A 16,655-nucleotide genomic window follows, 5' to 3' on the forward strand; every position below is an offset into this window, starting at 1 on the left:
CGCGAAGCGGGGCGGCTGCCCGTCTATTCCAGTTCCACGCGGCTGCGAGGCAGCACCGGCGCGGGGTTGCGTTCCGAGAGGAGCCTGAGCCCCTCGAGCGTGATGTCGGGGTCGATCTTCTCGATGATCGTGGTCCCCTCGGCGAAGAGCGGCGCGAGGCCGCCGGTGGCGACGACCTTCAGCGGCGCCCCGTATTCGCCCCGCACGCGTGAGACGATGCCCTCTATCAGGCCCACATAGCCCCAATAGATGCCCGATTGCATGGCCGCCACGGTATTCCTGCCAATCGCGGATTGCGGGCGGCCGATACCGATGCGCGGCAGCCGCGCCGCGGCCTGGTGCAGCGCCTCGATCGAGAGGTTGATGCCCGGCGCGATCACGCCGCCCAGATAGGAGCCGTCCTTGTCCACGACATCGAATGTGGTGGCTGTGCCGAAATCCACCACCAGCAGCGGGCCCTTGTAATGATGGTGCGCGGCCAGCGCGTTCAACAGACGGTCCGCCCCCACATCGCCCGGGCTGTCCACCTTGATGCGGAAACCCCAGTCCAGCGGCGCGCGGGCCACCAGGGGCTCGCAGCTGAACCAGTCGCGGCACAGGCGGCGCAGGTTGTACAGCGCCGCCGGCACCACCGTGCCGATCACGCAGCGGTCGATATGCTCGCGCTTCAGCCCCTCATACTGCATCAGCTGCAGCAGCCAGACGGCGTATTCGTCCGAGGTGCGGTCGGCGCGGGTGGCGATGCGCCAGCGGCCGCGCCATTCCTTCCCATCATGCACCGCGAAGACCACATTCGTGTTGCCGGCATCGACAGCGAGCAGCATCAGGCGATTTCCCCCGAATGGAGCGCATGGATGCGCCCTTCTACAGCGAGCAACAGCCCGCCTTCCTCCGAGATTCCCTCATAGCGCCCCGTGATCCGGCTGCCAGCCCTGCTGGCCGTCACTTCGGCACCAGCATCGGGGCCTACGCGCATCCAGGCGGCCCGGATGGGGGCGAAGCCTTCGGCGATCCAGACCCCGTGCCAGTGGGCCACGGCATCGAGCAGGCGGCGGGCGAAGAGCTCCACCGGCTCCGGGCCGAGGGCTGCGACCGCCCTGCCCGGCACCTCCGGCGCATAGGCCAGGTTGATGCCGATGCCGAAGACCAGCCAGGCGAGGTTGCCCTGGGCGTCGCTGGCGGTTTCGGTCAGCACGCCGCCCACCTTGGCGCCGTCCAGCATCAGGTCGTTGGGCCATTTCACCCGGGTGGCGGGCCCGGCCGCCTGCTGCATGGCCAGGGCGGCGACGAAGGCCGCCTGGGATACCGCGCGCATCGGCATGGCCGGGCGCAACAGCACGGACAGGTGCAGGTTGCCGGTCCGGGATTCCCACACGCGCCCCTGGGTGCCACGCCCGGCGGTCTGGCGCCGGGCGAGGATGGCGAGCCCCTCAGGCTCGCCCTTTTCGGCCAGTTCGGTCAGCAGCGTGGAGGTGCTGGCCAGGCTCTCATGGATCGAGAGCCGCCAGTTCACCCCGCGCGCGGTGTCATCCCGCGCCAAGGATCGCCACGACGGCGGCACGGGCCGCGGCCAGCAGCGGCGCCGGGAACAGGAACAGGAAGCCCGTGAACAGGCCCGTCCCGGCCAGCACCACGGAGACGGAGGCGGGCCGCACGTCGAAGGCCTCGGCGGGCGCGTCGAAGTACATCACCTTGATCACGCGCAGGTAATAGAAGGCCGAGACGACGGAGGACAGCACGCCCACCACCGCCAGCACCCAGAACCCCTGCTCGACCGCCGGCAGCAGCACATAGAGCTTGCCGAAGAAGCCCGCCATCGGCGGCACGCCCGCCATGGAGAACATGAAGACCGCCATCGCCAGCGCCATCGCCGGATCGGTGCGGCCGAGGCCCGCCAGATCGTCGATGCCCTCCAGCGCGCGGCCGTTGCGGCGCATGGCCACCAGCACCGCGAAGGTGCCGAGGTTCATGAACAGGTAGATGGCCATATAGACCAGCACGCCGCGCAGGCCGCTCTCGCCGCCCACCGCCAGGCCCATCAGCGCGAAGCCGATATGGCCGATGGAGGAATAGGCCATCAGGCGCTTGATGTTGCGCTGCCCGATCGCGGCCAGCGCACCCAGCACCATGGAGCCCAGCGCCGCCAGCACGATCACCTGCTGCCACTGGGACACCGTATCCCCGAAGGGGCCGGCCAGCACGCGCGTCAGCAGCGCCACCGCCGCCACCTTGGGGGCGGAGGCGAAGAAGGCCGTCACCGGGGTCGGCGCGCCCTCATACACGTCGGGCGTCCACATGTGGAACGGCACGGCGGAGATCTTGAAGGCCAGCGCGGCGATGATGAACACGATGCCCACCACCACGCCCGCGGAAATCCCCTGCTGGGCGGAGAAGGCATCGGCCAGCCGGTCGAAATTCGTGGTGCCGGCGAAGCCATAGACCAGCGAACTGCCATAGAGCAGCAGGCCGGAAGCCAGCGAGCCGAGGATGAAATACTTCAGCCCCGCTTCCGCGCTGCGGCCATTGTCGCGGTCCATCGCGGCCAGCACGTAGAGCGGCAGCGAGAGCAGCTCCAGGCCCATGTACAGCGACATCAGGTCATTGGCCGAGATCATCACCATCATGCCGATGGTGGCGAGCAGGACCAGCAACGGGAACTCGAAGCGGGCGATGCCCTGCTTGGCGTTCCAGTCCAGCGCCAGGATCAGCCCCAGCGCGGCACCGGCCAGGCAGAGCAGCTTCATGAAGGTGGAGAAGCTGTCGGCCACATACTGGCCGCCGAAGGCCGAGCCCTCACCCTGGGCCAGCACCAGCCCGCCGGCCAGCAGCAGCGCGCCGAGCACCGCCATGGTGACGCCGAAGCTGGTGTCGCGCTTGGGCAGCACACCGGCCACCAGGATGATCAGGGCCGAGACCGCCAGGGTGATTTCGGGGAGGGCGAGCTTCCATTCCATCTCAGTTGATCCCCGCGAGACGCGCGACATTCATCGCCGCTTCGTGCTGCTGCAACAGCGCAGCGACGGAGGCGGAGAAGAAGGAGGTGAAGGATGAGGGGTAGATGCCCATCCACAGGGTGAGCACGACCAGCGGCGCGAAGATCACGATCTCCCGCGCCGAGAGATCGGCCAGGCCGCGCAGATGCTCATGCGTGATCTTGCCGAAGGCCACCCGCTTATACAGGTAGAGCATGTAGGCGGCGCCCAGGATCATGCCCATGGCGGCACCCAGCGCCACCCAGGGGCTGACCGCCCAGGCGCCGACGATCACCAGGAACTCACCCGGGAAGCCCGCCGTGCCCGGCAGCGCGATGGAGGCCATGGTGAACAGCATGAACACCAGCGCATAGGCGGGCAGGATCTTGGCGACACCGCCGTAGCGCGCGATCTCGCGCGTGTGCTCCCGGTCGTACAGCACGCCCACGCAGAGGAAGAGCGCGCCGGCGACCACGCCATGGCTCAACATCTGGTACAGCGCGCCTTCGAGACCCTGCTGGTTGAAGGTGAAGGTGCCGATCGTCACGATGCCCATATGGGCGACCGAGGAATAGGCGATGAGCTTCTTCATGTCCTGCTGCGCCAGGGCCACCAGCGAGGTGTAGACCACCGCGATGACCGACAGCGCGAAGATGAAGGGCGCGAAATCGGCGCTGGCCTGCGGCAGCAGCGGCAGGCTGAAGCGGATGAAGCCGTAGCCGCCCATCTTCAGCAGCACGCCCGCCAGGATGACGGAGCCCGCGGTCGGTGCCTCGACGTGGGCATCCGGCAGCCAGGTGTGCACCGGCCACATCGGCACCTTCACGGCGAAGGAGGCGAAGAAGGCCAGGAAGATGATCGGCTGCCAGGCGACGGGCACCTGGAACTGCATCAGCGCCGGGATATCCGTGGTGCCGGTCGCATACCACAGGGCGATGATCGCCAGCAGCATCAGCACGGAGCCCAGGAAGGTGTAGAGGAAGAACTTATAGGCGGCATACACCCGCCGCGGCCCGCCCCAGATCCCGATGATGAGGAACATCGGGATCAGCACGCCCTCGAAGAAGATGTAGAACAGCATCATGTCGAGGGCGACGAACATGCCCACCATCATGGTCTCCAGGACCAGGAAGGCGATCATGTATTCGCGCACGCGGCTGGTGACGCTGACCCAGGAGGCGAGGATGCAGATCGGCGTCAGCGCGGTGGCCAGCAGCACGAACAGCACCGAGATGCCGTCCACGCCGAGGTGATAGCCCACCCCGAAATCCGGCAGCCAGTCGAGCTTTTCCTCGAACTGGAAGGCGGCGGTGGATTTGTCGAAGCTGATCCAGAGGATGAGCGACAGGACGAAGACGATCAGGCTGGTCCAGAGCGCGGTCCAGCGAGCGTTGCTCGCCACCACCGCCTCATCACCACGCACCAGCATGATGATGAGGGCGCCGGCCAGCGGCAGGAAGGTCAGCAGCGAGAGAAGCGGAAAGCCCGCGGCGTTCATGGCTCAGCGCCCCAACAGGAAGAGCGAAACGAAAACGACGAGGCCGATGATCATGGCGAAGGCATAGCTCGCCACCCTCCCCGTCTGCAGCCGCATGGCGCTTCGCCCCATGCCGGCCGTGATCGCGGCGGCGCCGTTGGGCATGCCGTCGATGATGCGCACATCGCCGGTCTGCCACAGCCCGCGCGCCAGCCGGCGCAGCGGCTGCACGAACAGCCAGTTGTACAGTTCGTCGAAGTACCACTTGTTCAGCAGGAAGCGGTACAGGCCCGGCACGGCACCCGCCACCTTCGCGGGCAGCTTCGGCGCGCCCATGTAGATGGCGAAGGCCAGCACGATGCCCGAGAGCGCCACCGTCTTGGCGAGCGTCGCCACCCAGTGCGGGGCGTGGTGCATCGCCTCGATCATGTGCTTGGCCGGCAGGTTGAAGATCGCGCCGTTCCAGAACTCCGCCTGGTGCTCCCCGATGAAGTAGGGGGCGAAGGTGAAGCCCGTGAAGATGGCCCCCAGCGAGAGGACCAGCAGCGGGATCAGCATCACGGCCGGGCTCTCATGCACGTGTTCCATGGTGTGATGGTCCGCGCGGGGCGCGCCATGGAAGGTCAGGATGATGAGGCGCCAGGAGTAGAAGGCGGTCAGGAAGGCGGCCAGCACCATGCAGACGAAGGCATAGGTGCCCACGCCGGAATGGGCGGCGATCGCGCCCTCCAGGATCGCGTCCTTGGAGTAGTAGCCCGCGAAGATCGGGATGCCGGCCAGCGCCAGGCTGCCGATCCAGAACATCGCGTAGGTGATGGGAATCTTCTTCCAGATCCCGCCCATCTTGCGGATGTCCTGCTCGTCGGACATGGCGTGGATCACGCTGCCCGCACCCAGGAACAGCAGCGCCTTGAAGAAGGCGTGCGTGAACAGGTGGAACACCGAGGCCTGGTACAGGCCCACGCCGGCGGCCGCGAACATGTAGCCCAGCTGCGAGCAGGTGGAGTAGGCGATCACGCGCTTGATGTCGTTCTGCACGCAGCCGATGGTGGCCGCGAACAGCGCCGTGGAGGCGCCGACCACCGTCACGATCGACAGCGCGACCGGCGCGTATTCCATCAGCGGCGACATGCGGGCCATCAGGAACACGCCGGCCGTCACCATGGTGGCGGCGTGGATCAGCGCGGAAACGGGCGTCGGGCCCTCCATCGCGTCCGGCAGCCAGGTGTGCAGGCCGAGCTGCGCGGACTTGCCGCAGGCGCCCAGGAAGAACAGAACGCCGATCAGCTCCAGCGCCGGCAGGCCCAGGAAGCGGTCGTTCACATGCTGGGGGACGGCGGCGAAGATCGCGCCGAACTCGACGGAGCTGAACACATAGAAGGTCAGCGCCATGCCCAGCATGAAGAACACGTCGCCCACGCGGTTCACGATGAAGGCCTTCATCGCGGCGTTGCAGGCGCTCTCGCGCTCATACCAGTAGCCGATCAGCAGGTAGCTCGCGAGGCCGACGCCTTCCCAGCCGAAGAACAGCTGCACCAGGTTATCGGCCGTCACCAGCATCAGCATCATGAAGGTGAACAGCGAGAGGTAGGCGAAGAACCGGCTCGGCGTCTCGTCATGGGACATATAGCCGACGGAGTAGAGGTGGATGAAGGTGGAGATGAAGGTCACCATCCCCACCATCATCGCGGACAGCGTGTCGTAGCGCAGCGCCCAGGAGAACTGCATGTCCCCCACATCGACCCAGGTGAACAGCACCTCCGTGCGCGGGGCCGAGCCGAAGCCGACCTCGAAGAAAGCGGTCACGCCGCACACGGCGGCCAGCACCATGAAGAACACGGTGGTCCACTGCGCGGCCTTGTCACCGATCAGCCGGCCGAAAAGGCCGCTGATGATGGCTCCCAGAAGCGGGAAGAAAACGGCACCGACGAACATCGATCAGCCTTTCAGCGTCGAGATGTCCTCGACCTCGATGGAGCCGCGATTGCGGAAATAGATGACAAGGATGGCGAGGCCGATCGCGGCTTCCGCCGCGGCGACAGTCAGGATCAGCATGGCGAAGACCTGGCCCGCCAGGTCGTCCAGCCGCGAGGAGAAGGCGACGAAGTTCAGGTTCACCGAGAGCAGGATCAGCTCGATGCTCATCAGGATGACGATGACGTTCTTGCGGTTCAGGAAGATGCCGAACACGCCGAGCACAAACAGGATGGCACTGACCGTGAGGTAGTGACCGAGGCCGATCTCAAGCATCAGTGATGCCCCCCGCCATGATGGTCGTCGTCATGGCCATGATGGGCCACCTTCTTGGGCGCGGGCTCGGCCTTGGGCAGCCGGCGCAGGATGCCCAGGCTGCGGATGCCCTGCCCGCCCGGAATGTTCAGCACCTCGACCTTGCCTTCGCGCGCCAGCTGGTCGGGGATGCTCTGCCGCTTGGTGCCCGTGCGTTCGCGCAGGGTCAGCACGATGGCGCCCATCATGGCGACCAGCAGGATCAGACCCGCGATCTGGAACAGGAAGACGTAGTCCGTATAGAGGATCCGCCCCAGCGCCTCGGTGTTGGTGATGCCGGCCGGCGCGGGGGAGAGCCGCAGCTCGGCGGCGTCGCCGCTGAAGCGCCAGCTGCCCAGCACCATCACCAGTTCCAGGAACAGGATGCCGCCGATGATGGCGCCGAAGGGCGCGTAGCGCTGGAAACCCTCACGCAGCTTCGTGAAGTCGATGTCGAGCATCATCACCACGAAGAGGAACAGCACGGCGACCGCGCCGACATAGACGATGACCAGGATCATCGCCAGGAACTCCGCCCCCGCCAGCAGGAACAGGCCCGCGGCGTTGAAGAAGGCCAGGATCAGGTAGAGCACCGAATGCACAGGATTGCGCGAGGTGACCACCATGGTGGCGCAGGCGATCAGGATCGCCGCGAAGACATAAAAGGCGAGGCCAGCGATCATCGATAGGGCGCATCCAGTTCGAGCCGCTTGGCGATCTCGGCTTCCCAACGGTCGCCGTTCGCCAGCAGGCGGTCCTTGTCGTACATGAGCTCCTCGCGGGTTTCGGTCGCGAACTCGAAGTTCGGCCCCTCCACGATCGCATCCACCGGGCAGGCTTCCTCGCACATGCCGCAGTAGATGCACTTGGTCATGTCGATGTCGTAGCGCGTGGTGCGGCGGCTGCCGTCCTCACGCGGTTCGGCCTCGATCGTGATGGCCTGGGCGGGGCACACCGCCTCGCACAGCTTGCACGCGATGCAGCGTTCCTCGCCATTGGCGTAGCGGCGCAGTGCGTGCTCCCCCTTGAAGCGCGGCGATTGCGGCGTCTTCTCATAGGGATACATGATGGTGGTCTTCTTGCCGAAGAAATACCTCAGCGTCAGACCCAGACCGGAGACCAGCTCGGCGAGCAGGAAACTCCGCGCGAAACGATCGAGCCTCATGCCGGCAGCCACCCCATCAGCTTCAGCGTGAATGCCGTGATGATCAGCCACACCAGGCTGAACGGCAGGAAGACCTTCCAGCCCAGACGCATGAGCTGGTCGTAGCGGTAGCGCGGGAAGGTCGCGCGCACCCAGACGAAGCAGAAGAACAGCAGCCCCGCCTTCAGCATGAACCACAGCGGGCCCGGCACCCAGGTGAAGGGCTCGATGGCCATCGGCGGCAGCCAGCCACCCAGGAACAGGATCGTCGTCAGCGAGCACATCAGCAGGATGTTCGCGTACTCGCCCAGGAAGAAGAGCGCGAAGGACATCGAGGAGTATTCGACGAAGAAGCCCGCCACCAGCTCGCTCTCGCCTTCAGGCAGGTCGAAGGGCGCTCGGTTGGTTTCCGCCAGTGTGCTGATGAAGAAGATGATCGCCATCGGGAACAGCGGGATGACGTACCACACCGTGGTCTGCGCCCGGACGATCTCGGTCAGGTTCAGCGAACCCGCGCAAAGCAGCACGGTGACGATCACGAAGCCCATCGAGACTTCGTAAGACACCATCTGCGCCGCCGAGCGCAGCGCGCCCAGGAAGGCGTATTTGGAATTGGACGCCCAGCCCGCGATGATGACACCATAGACGCCCAGCGAGCTGACCGCGAACAGGTACAGGATGCCGACATTGATGTCGGCGATCGCCCAGCCATCATTCACCGGGATCACCGACCAGGCGATCATGGCGAGCAGGAAGGTCAGCATCGGCGCCGCGAGGAACAGGTACCGGCTGGCACCCGTGGGCACGATGGTTTCCTTCATCAGCATCTTCAGCGCGTCGGCGAAGGGCTGCAGCATGCCGAAGGGGCCGACCACGTTCGGGCCCTTGCGCAGCTGCATCGCCGCCATGATCCGGCGCTCGGCCCAGGTCATGTAGGCCACGCAGATCAGCACCGGCACCAGCAGCGCCAGGGTCTGCGCCACCGTCAGCACCAGATGGCCGACGGGCGTGGCCAGGAAGTCTTGTAGAGCCTGCATGGGTTACTCCGCCGCCAAGGCAGGAACGGCGCCCAGATACACCTTGGCGCATTCGGCCATGGTGGGGCTCGCCCGGCCAATCGGCTCAGCCTGCCAGTAATTCTTCAGCGGCAGCGCGAAGGGCTCGCTGCCCAGCGCGCCCCCCACGGGCGCGGCACCGGGTTCGGCCTTGCGCAGCCCCTCGGCGGCGAACAGCGGGTGCGCGGCGCGCAGCTGTTCCAGCGTGTCGAAGGGCACCGCCACATCCAGGGCGGCGGCCGCCGCGCGCAGGATGCGCCAGTCGGGCTTGGCCTCGCCCGGGGGCTGCACGGCGGTGAAGCCACGCTGCACCCGGCCCTCGGTGTTCACCCAGGTGCCGTCCTTCTCGGTATAGGCCGCACCGGGCAGGATCACATCCGCCCGGCTCGCCGCCGCCTCGCCATGATGGCCCTGATAGACCACGAAGGTGCCGGCCGGAATGCGGGAGGCCTCGAAGCCATCGGCACCCAGCAGCCACAGCGCGTCCAGCGCGCCAGGGGCCAGCATCCCCGCGAGGTCGAGCCCGCCCGGGCCGGGCAGGAAGCCCAGCTCCAGCGCGCCGACCTGGCCGCCGAAATGATGCAGCAGGTTGAAGCCGTTCCATTCGGCGCTGGGATTGGCCAGCGCCCAGGCGCGGGCCAGCACCGCCGCCGCATCCGGGCGCGTCAGCGCGCCACGGCCCAGGATCACGACGGGCTTCTGGGCACCGGCCAGGAAATCGGTGTCGAGCGCTTCCGGGCCCTCGCCCAGATGCGTGTACCTGTAGGTCAGGTCCAGGCCCTTCGGCCCGACATACCCCACCTTGAGGCCGGCCAGATACGCCTTGCGGATGCGGGCGTTGATGACCGGCGCCTCGGTGCGCGGGTTGGCGCCGATCACGATCAGCGCATCCGCTTCCTCGATCCCGGCGATGGTGGAGTTGAACAGGTAATGCGCCCGGTTCTCGCCGGTGATGGCGGCGCCATCCTGCCGGCAATCCATGTTGGCGCTGCCGAGGCCCGCCAGCAGCGACTTCAGGGCAAAGATGGATTCGGCATCCACCGTGTCGCCCACGATGCCGCCGACGCGGCCCTTGAAGCCCTCGGCGACGGCGATCATCGCCTCCTCCCAGGTCGCGGGCACCAGCTTGCCGTCACGGCGCAGCCAGGGGCGGTCGAGGCGCCGGCGCTTCAGCCCGTCGAAGCTGAAACGGCCGCGATCGGCCATCCATTCCTCGTTCACGTCATCGTTCTGGCGCGGCATGATGCGCAGCACCTCGGCGGCGCGCGTGTCGATGCGGATGGGCGTGCCCGTCGCGTCCAGCACGTCGATGCCGTCGGTCTTCGTCAGCTCCCACGGCCGGGCCACGAAGGCATAGGGCCGGCTGGTCAGCGCGCCCACCGGGCAGATGTCGATCAGGTTGCCGGACAGCTCGCTGGTCAGCGCCTTCTCGACATAGGTCCCGATTTCCATGTTCTCGCCGCGGTTGGTCGCGCCCAGCTCGGGCACGCCGGCGATCTCGGCGGCGAAGCGGACGCAGCGCGTGCACTGGATGCAGCGCGTCATCACCGTCTTCACCAGCGGGCCGACATACTTGTCCTTCACCGCCCGCTTCGGCTCATGGAAGCGGCTGATGTCCTTGCCGTAGCCGAAGGCCTGGTCCTGCAGATCGCACTCGCCGCCCTGGTCGCAGATCGGGCAATCCAGCGGGTGGTTGATCAGCAGGAATTCCATCACGCCACGGCGCGCGTTGCGCACCACCGGCGTGTCGGTGAACACCTTCATCCCGTCCATGACGGGGTATGCGCAGGAGGCGACGGGCTTGGGCGCCCGCTCCACCTCGACCAGGCACATGCGGCAGTTGCCCGCCACAGAAAGGCGCTCGTGATAACAGAAGCGGGGAATTTCCTTCCCCGCCGCCTCGCAGGCCTGAAGCACGGAGGAGCCGTTCGGCACCTCCACTTCGATCCCATCGACCGTGACTTTCGCCATTCCGGTTACTCCGCAGCCATCGGCATGGGGACGCCCTTGCGGGCATAAATGCGCCGTTCCATCTCCGGCCGGAAATGCCGGATCAGGCCCTGCACGGGCCAGACGCCGCCATCGGCCAGCGCGCAGATGGTGTGGCCCTCGATCTGGCGCGTCACCTGCTCCAGCACGTCGATCTCCGCGATTTCCGCGTCGCCCTCGACCATGCGCAGCATCATGCGGTTCACCCAGCCCATGCCCTCGCGGCAGGGAGTGCACTGGCCGCAGCTCTCATGCTTATAGAACTGCGAAAGGCGCTGGATGGCCTTCACGATGTCGGTGGACTTGTCCATCACGATCAGGCCCGCGGTGCCCAGGCCCGACTTGTGCTCACGCAGCGCGTCGAAATCCATCAGCACGTCGTCGCAGATGTGCTTGGGCAGCAGCGGCGTGGAGGACCCGCCCGGGATCACGCACAACAGGTTGTCCCAGCCGCCGCGCACGCCGCCGGCGTAGCGCTCGATCAGCTCGCGCATCGGGATGCTCATCTCGGCTTCCACGTTGCACGGCTTGTTCACATGGCCCGAGATGCAGAACACCTTGGTGCCCTGGTTCTTCGGGCGGCCGAAGCTGCCGAACCAAGCGCCGCCCCGGCGCATGATGGTCGGCACCACGGCGATGGTCTCGACATTGTTCACCGTGGTGGGGCGGCCATACAGGCCCATCGCCGCCGGGAAGGGCGGCTTCAGGCGCGGCGTGCCCTTCTTGCCTTCCAGGCTTTCGATCAGCGCGGTTTCCTCGCCGCAGATATACGCGCCCGCGCCGCGATGCACGTACAGGTCGTAGTCGTAGCCCGACCCGCAGGCGTTCTTGCCCAGCAGCCCGGCCTCATACGCCTCGCGGATCGCGGCTTCGAGGACGGCGATCTCGTTGAAATACTCGCCGCGCACATAGATGTAGCCGGCGGTGGCGCCCATCGCGAAACCCGCGATCAGGCAGCCCTCGACCAGCTTGTGCGGATCGTGGCGGATGATGTCGCGGTCCTTGCAGGTGCCGGGCTCGGACTCGTCGCCGTTCACCACCAGATACACCGGCTTGCCGTCGGACTGTTTGGGCATGAAGGACCACTTCATGCCGGTGGGGAAACCCGCGCCGCCCCGGCCGCGCAGGCCGGAGTTCTTGATTTCCTCGATGATGGCGTCGCGCCCGCGCGCCAGGATGGCGGCGGTGCCGTCCCAGTCGCCGCGCTTCTGCGCATCCTTCAGGTTCCACGGCTTCAGGCCGTAGAGGTTGGTGAAGATGCGGTCCTTGTCAGAGAGAGCCATGCCTCACCCTTCCTCGCCGGTCAGAACCATGGGGCCGCCCTCGGGCGCGCTGGTCTGGCGCCCGATCACGCTGCCCGGCTTCGGCCGCTCACCGCGCTTCAGGGCTTCCAGCAGCTTCACCGCGCTGTCGTAGTCCATGTCCTCGTAATAATCGTCGTCGACCTGCAGGATCGGCGCGTTCACGCAGGCACCGAGGCACTCGACCTCGCTCAGCGTGAACAGCCCGTCCGGGCTGGTGGCGCCGTAGCCGCTCAGGTGGCCGGCATCCTTGCAGGCGCGCAGCACGTCGTCGGAGCCGCGCAGCATGCAGGGCGTGGTGCCGCAGACCTGCAGGTGATAGCGGCCCATCTTCTTCGTGTTGAACATGAAGTAGAAGGTCGCGACCTCATACACGCGCACCGGCGCGATCTCGAGGCGCTGGGCGATCACGTCCATCGCCACGCGCGGCACCCAGGCGCTGCCCGTCTGCCGGCCCATCTGCTTCTGGGCCACATAGAGCAGCGGGATCACGCCGCTCGCCTTCTTCTCAGCCGGGTAACGGGCCAGGATCTCGGCGATCTTGGTCTCGCTCTCCGCATCGAACGCGAAAGATTGGGGTTCTTCGCTCACCGGTCGATCTCCCCGAACACGACATCCAGGCTGCCGATGATCGCCACCGCGTCAGCCAGCATATGGCCCTTGGAGAGTGCCTCCGTGGCCTGAAGATGGGCGTAGCCCGGCGAACGGATCTTGCAGCGATACGGCTTGTTGCCGCCATCGGCCACCAGATAGACGCCGAACTCGCCCTTGGGCGCTTCCACCACCGAATAGGTGGCGCCCGCGGGCACGTGATAGCCCTCGGTGTACAGCTTGAAGTGATGGATCAGCGCTTCCATCGAGCTTTTCATCTCGGCGCGCTTGGGCGGCGTGATCTTGTTGTCCGCCACCTTGATCGGGCCCGGGCGCATCTGCGCCAGGCACTGCCGGATAATCTTCAGCGATTCGCGCATCTCGACGATGCGGACCAGATAGCGGTCGTAGCAGTCGCCATGCCGGCCCACCGGCACCTCGAACTCCATGCGGTCATAGACCTCATAGGGCTGCTGGCGGCGCAAATCCCACGGCACGCCGGAGGCGCGCAGGCAGGGGCCGGAGAAGCCCCAGGCCACCGCTTCCTCGGCGCTCATCACGCCGATATCGACGGTGCGCTGCTTGAAGATGCGGTTGTTGGTGACCAGCCGCTCCAGATCGTCCACGAAGGCCGGGAAGGCGTCGGCCCAGGATTCGATCTTGGATTGCAGGTTCGCCGGGATGTCCTTCGCCACGCCGCCGGGACGGAAGTAGTTGGCGTGGTAATGGCTGCCCGAGGTCATCTCGTACATTTCGAGCAGGTGCTCGCGCTGTTCGAAGCCCCACAGCGCCGGCGTGATACCGCCGCAATCCATCACATAGGTGGTGATGTTCAGCAGGTGGTTCAGGATGCGCGTGATCTCGCTGAACAGCACGCGGATATAGCGCGCGCGTTCCGGGATATCCTGCTCGATGCCCAGCAGGCGCTCCGTGCCCAGCGCGAAGGCGTGTTCCATCGCCATCGGGCTGACGTAGTCCAGCCGGTCGAAATAGGGCAGCGCCTGCAGATAGGTCTTGTACTCGATCAGCTTCTCGGTGCCGCGATGCAGCAGGCCGATATGCGGGTCGGCACGCTCCACCAGCTCGCCCTTCAGCTCCATGACGAGGCGCAGCACGCCATGCGCCGCGGGGTGCTGCGGGCCGAAATTGATGGTGTGGCTGTCCACCTGCACCACCCGCGTCTCCTCCACGGGAGAAGCGGGAACGGCGCCGGTTCCGGTCGTCAGGCTCATGGCTTGGCCTCCTGCGGCGGGGGCGGGGGCGGCGGGAAGCGGTTCAGGTGCACCTTCTCGTCGCCCGGCAGGGTCGTGATCGCCTCCCACGGGGAGGTGAAGTCGAAGCTGCGGAAATCCTGCGTCAGCTTCACCGGCTCATAGACCACTTCCTTGAGCGTCGCGTCGTAGCGCAGCTCGACATGGCCCGAGAGCGGGAAGTCCTTGCGCAGCGGGTGCCCCTCGAAGCCGTAATCCGTCAGGAGCCGGCGCTGGTCGGCCAGCCCCTCGAAGCTCACGCCGTACATGTCCCACACTTCGCGCTCGAACCAGGTGGCGCTGGGCCACAGGCCGGTCACGCTGGGCACCGGGGTGCGCTCGGTGGCGGGCACCACCACGCGCAGGCGCCAGTTCAGCGCCAGCGACAGCAGGTTGTAGACCACCTCGAAGCGCTCCGGCCGGTCGGGCCAGTCCACGCCGCAGATGTCCATGCACTGCTCGAAGGCCAGGTCGGGGTGGTCCCGCAGCACGGCCATCACGGGCAGCAGCTTCTCCCGCCCGGCATGCAGCACCAGCTCGGCGCCGGCGCGGTCATGCGTCAGCACGGCGTCCGGCAGGGCGGCGCGCAGCGCCTGTTCCAGCTTCTCAACCACGCAGGATGGTCCCCGTCCGGCGAATCTTCTTCTGCAGCTGCAGGATGCCGTAGACCAGGCCTTCCGCCGTGGGCGGGCAGCCGGGCACATAGACATCGACGGGCACGATGCGGTCGCAACCGCGCACCACGCTGTAGCTATAGTGGTAGTAGCCGCCGCCATTGGCGCAGCTGCCCATGGAGATGACCCAGCGCGGCTCGCTCATCTGGTCATAGACCTTGCGCAGCGCGGGGGCCATTTTGTTGGTCAGCGTGCCGGCCACGATCATCACATCCGACTGCCGCGGCGAACCGCGCGGAATGACGCCGAAGCGGTCCAGATCGTACCGCGCCATATAAGCGTGGATCATGGGCACCGCGCAGCAGGCCAGGCCGAAGGTCATCGGCCACAGGCTGCCCGTGCGCGCCCAGTTCACGATCTTGTCGAGGTTGGCGACGACGAAGCCCTTGTCTTCGATCTCACCCGTGATGCCCTTGATCACCGCTTCCTGCTCCGCCCCGGGGGGCAGCGCGTCGCGGTTCCATGCGAGCTCGCTCATGGCGTCACTCCCAGTCCAGGGCGCCCTTGCGCCACTCATAGATGAAACCCACCGTCAGCACGCCGAGGAACGCCATCATGCTGCCGAAGCCCAGCCAGCCGATATCGCCCAGCGTGATGGCCCAAGGGAACAGGAAGGCGACCTCGAGGTCGAAGATGATGAACAGGATGGCCACGAGATAGAAGCGCACGTCGAAACGGTGCCGCGTATCCTCGAACGGCTCGAACCCGCACTCATAGGTGGAAAGCTTCTCGGCATCAGGCTTCTGACGGGCCAGGAGAAGCGCACCCGCCACCATGGCGATGGCGATTCCCGCAGCGATCCCGATGAAGACCAGGATGGGGAAATACTCCCCGAGAAGGCTGGCGCTCATGCTGGCCCTACCTTGGTTACGCGTTACCTCTGGGCCCACAGACCCGGTCGGGCAAGCGGGATCCAGCCACACAAACACCCGCCGGGTGCAGCGCAGCGTGGGCGGACCATACTCCCGCCGCCAAGCTTTCGCCATAGTCGCCACGCGCAAAAAGCGCAGGGGCTTTCGCCCCGCGCTTTGCGGTAACGCACACTGATCACATTGAAAGGGAAGAAAAAAACTGGCGCGAGTGACGGGGCTCGAACCCGCGACCTCCGGCGTGACAGGCCGGCGCTCTAACCAACTGAGCTACACCCGCGTGCGTTGGAGGGGCTTTTGAAGGCTGGAGCCCCAAGTGTCAACCGAGGGGGGGGAGAGAAAAATCATCCCTGCGCCACAAGCCTGTGGATCATGCGCAGGAATGAGGTCGGGAATGGGCGCTGAGGGATTCGAACCCCCGGCATCCTCGGTGTAAACGAGGCGCTCTACCGCTGAGCTAAGCGCCCTGGCCCGCCGGGCTATAGCGGCCTTTCCCTGCCCGCGCCAGTTGCGGCGCCCCGCCCTCCTCAGCGCCCCAGGGGCAGGCCGCAATAAAAAAGGGCCGGTCCCTCGCGGAACCGGCCCCTTCGTCATCCCCCCGTGACGGGAAGGATCAGTTCACGGCATCCTTCAGGCCCTTGCCGGCCTTGAAACGCACGGTGGTGGAGGCGGGGATCTTGATCTCCTCGCCCGTGCGCGGGTTGCGGCCCTTGCCGGCCTTGCGCTTGCTGGTGCTGAAGGTGCCGAAGCCCACCAGACGGACTTCCTGCTTCTTCTTCAGCGCCTTGGTGATCGCCTCGAACAGCGCGTCCAGCACCTCGCCGGCCTTGGCCTTCGAAAGTTCGCCAGAGTCGGCCACCACGGCCACCAGATCCTGCTTGTTCATCCTGCCCCCTGCGGGAGTGCCGTGGCTGGCCGATTCCAGCCACGAAATCTGGCGGCACACTAGGTTCGCGGCTTCGAGCGCGTCAACCGCGACGGCCCTGTTATCCCCGGAAAACCGCCATTTTTCGCGGCGCACACATGAAAAAGGGCGCCCGGAGGCGCCCCTTTCCGATTCGTTCC

The 16,655-nt window shown here is 66.4% G+C and carries 17 protein-coding genes and 2 tRNA genes; all 19 read right to left on the bottom strand.

What is annotated here, in order from left to right:
* Nucleotides 1-23: 23 nt before the first annotated feature.
* Nucleotides 24-824, bottom strand: a complete 801-nt coding sequence (locus GT007_RS07685) for a type III pantothenate kinase (RefSeq protein ID WP_160121018.1) — start codon at nucleotides 822-824, stop codon at nucleotides 24-26.
* Entirely contained in the window at nucleotides 824-1,540 is a 717-nt protein-coding gene (locus GT007_RS07690) for a biotin--[acetyl-CoA-carboxylase] ligase (protein ID WP_236571550.1), read from the bottom strand. Before GT007_RS07690 ends, GT007_RS07685 begins: the two co-directional genes overlap by 1 nt.
* Entirely contained in the window at nucleotides 1,527-2,954 is a 1,428-nt protein-coding gene (gene nuoN / locus GT007_RS07695) for an NADH-quinone oxidoreductase subunit NuoN (protein ID WP_160121019.1), read from the bottom strand. The genes GT007_RS07690 and nuoN overlap by 14 nt, the downstream gene beginning before the upstream one ends.
* A 1-nt stretch (nucleotide 2,955) precedes the next feature.
* Nucleotides 2,956-4,470 carry an NADH-quinone oxidoreductase subunit M gene (locus GT007_RS07700; protein WP_160121020.1) on the bottom strand — a complete coding sequence of 505 codons (1,515 nt, stop codon included), beginning with the start codon at nucleotides 4,468-4,470 and terminating at the stop codon, nucleotides 2,956-2,958.
* A 3-nt stretch (nucleotides 4,471-4,473) separates the two neighbouring features.
* The gene (gene nuoL / locus GT007_RS07705; RefSeq protein WP_160121021.1) at nucleotides 4,474-6,384 is read right to left on the bottom strand and encodes an NADH-quinone oxidoreductase subunit L; all 1,911 of its coding nucleotides are present in this window, start codon (nucleotides 6,382-6,384) and stop codon (nucleotides 4,474-4,476) included.
* A 3-nt stretch (nucleotides 6,385-6,387) separates the two neighbouring features.
* Nucleotides 6,388-6,699 (bottom strand): NADH-quinone oxidoreductase subunit NuoK, encoded by a 312-nt coding sequence (nuoK, locus tag GT007_RS07710; RefSeq protein WP_160121022.1) that lies wholly within the window; start codon nucleotides 6,697-6,699, stop codon nucleotides 6,388-6,390.
* On the bottom strand, nucleotides 6,699-7,400 hold the full coding sequence (locus GT007_RS07715; protein ID WP_160121023.1) for an NADH-quinone oxidoreductase subunit J: 702 nt from the start codon (nucleotides 7,398-7,400) through the stop codon (nucleotides 6,699-6,701). Before GT007_RS07715 ends, nuoK begins: the two co-directional genes overlap by 1 nt.
* Nucleotides 7,397-7,882 (bottom strand): NADH-quinone oxidoreductase subunit NuoI, encoded by a 486-nt coding sequence (gene nuoI / locus GT007_RS07720; protein ID WP_160121024.1) that lies wholly within the window; start codon nucleotides 7,880-7,882, stop codon nucleotides 7,397-7,399. The genes GT007_RS07715 and nuoI overlap by 4 nt, the downstream gene beginning before the upstream one ends.
* Nucleotides 7,879-8,898 (bottom strand): NADH-quinone oxidoreductase subunit NuoH, encoded by a 1,020-nt coding sequence (gene nuoH / locus GT007_RS07725; protein ID WP_160121025.1) that lies wholly within the window; start codon nucleotides 8,896-8,898, stop codon nucleotides 7,879-7,881. Before nuoH ends, nuoI begins: the two co-directional genes overlap by 4 nt.
* 3 nt (nucleotides 8,899-8,901) lie before the next feature.
* Complete coding sequence (gene nuoG, locus GT007_RS07730) at nucleotides 8,902-10,887, bottom strand: NADH-quinone oxidoreductase subunit NuoG (protein WP_160121026.1); 1,986 nt, start codon at nucleotides 10,885-10,887, stop codon at nucleotides 8,902-8,904.
* Nucleotides 10,888-10,892: 5 nt separating this feature from the next.
* Complete coding sequence (gene nuoF, locus GT007_RS07735) at nucleotides 10,893-12,188, bottom strand: NADH-quinone oxidoreductase subunit NuoF (protein WP_160121027.1); 1,296 nt, start codon at nucleotides 12,186-12,188, stop codon at nucleotides 10,893-10,895.
* A 3-nt stretch (nucleotides 12,189-12,191) separates the two neighbouring features.
* Complete coding sequence (locus tag GT007_RS07740) at nucleotides 12,192-12,797, bottom strand: complex I 24 kDa subunit family protein (protein WP_160121028.1); 606 nt, start codon at nucleotides 12,795-12,797, stop codon at nucleotides 12,192-12,194.
* Complete coding sequence (locus tag GT007_RS07745; RefSeq protein ID WP_160121029.1) at nucleotides 12,794-14,029, bottom strand: NADH-quinone oxidoreductase subunit D; 1,236 nt, start codon at nucleotides 14,027-14,029, stop codon at nucleotides 12,794-12,796. The genes GT007_RS07740 and GT007_RS07745 overlap by 4 nt, the downstream gene beginning before the upstream one ends.
* Nucleotides 14,026-14,661 carry an NADH-quinone oxidoreductase subunit C gene (locus GT007_RS07750; RefSeq protein WP_408015535.1) on the bottom strand — a complete coding sequence of 212 codons (636 nt, stop codon included), beginning with the start codon at nucleotides 14,659-14,661 and terminating at the stop codon, nucleotides 14,026-14,028. The genes GT007_RS07745 and GT007_RS07750 overlap by 4 nt, the downstream gene beginning before the upstream one ends.
* Nucleotides 14,654-15,199: a NuoB/complex I 20 kDa subunit family protein gene (locus GT007_RS07755; protein WP_160121030.1), complete on the bottom strand. Its 546-nt coding sequence runs from the start codon at nucleotides 15,197-15,199 to the stop codon at nucleotides 14,654-14,656. Before GT007_RS07755 ends, GT007_RS07750 begins: the two co-directional genes overlap by 8 nt.
* 4 nt (nucleotides 15,200-15,203) lie before the next feature.
* On the bottom strand, nucleotides 15,204-15,572 hold the full coding sequence (locus GT007_RS07760; RefSeq protein WP_160121031.1) for an NADH-quinone oxidoreductase subunit A: 369 nt from the start codon (nucleotides 15,570-15,572) through the stop codon (nucleotides 15,204-15,206).
* 221 nt (nucleotides 15,573-15,793) lie between these two features.
* A tRNA-Asp gene (locus GT007_RS07765) sits at nucleotides 15,794-15,870 on the bottom strand.
* A gap of 115 nt (nucleotides 15,871-15,985) precedes the next feature.
* Nucleotides 15,986-16,057, bottom strand: a tRNA-Val gene (locus tag GT007_RS07770).
* Between the two features lie 146 nt (nucleotides 16,058-16,203).
* On the bottom strand, nucleotides 16,204-16,476 hold the full coding sequence (locus GT007_RS07775) for an HU family DNA-binding protein (protein WP_160121032.1): 273 nt from the start codon (nucleotides 16,474-16,476) through the stop codon (nucleotides 16,204-16,206).
* Nucleotides 16,477-16,655 lie beyond the last annotated feature (179 nt).

The organism is Rhodovarius lipocyclicus (assembly GCF_009900765.1).
In the GTDB taxonomy this organism is placed as follows: Bacteria; Pseudomonadota; Alphaproteobacteria; order Acetobacterales; family Acetobacteraceae; genus Rhodovarius; species Rhodovarius lipocyclicus.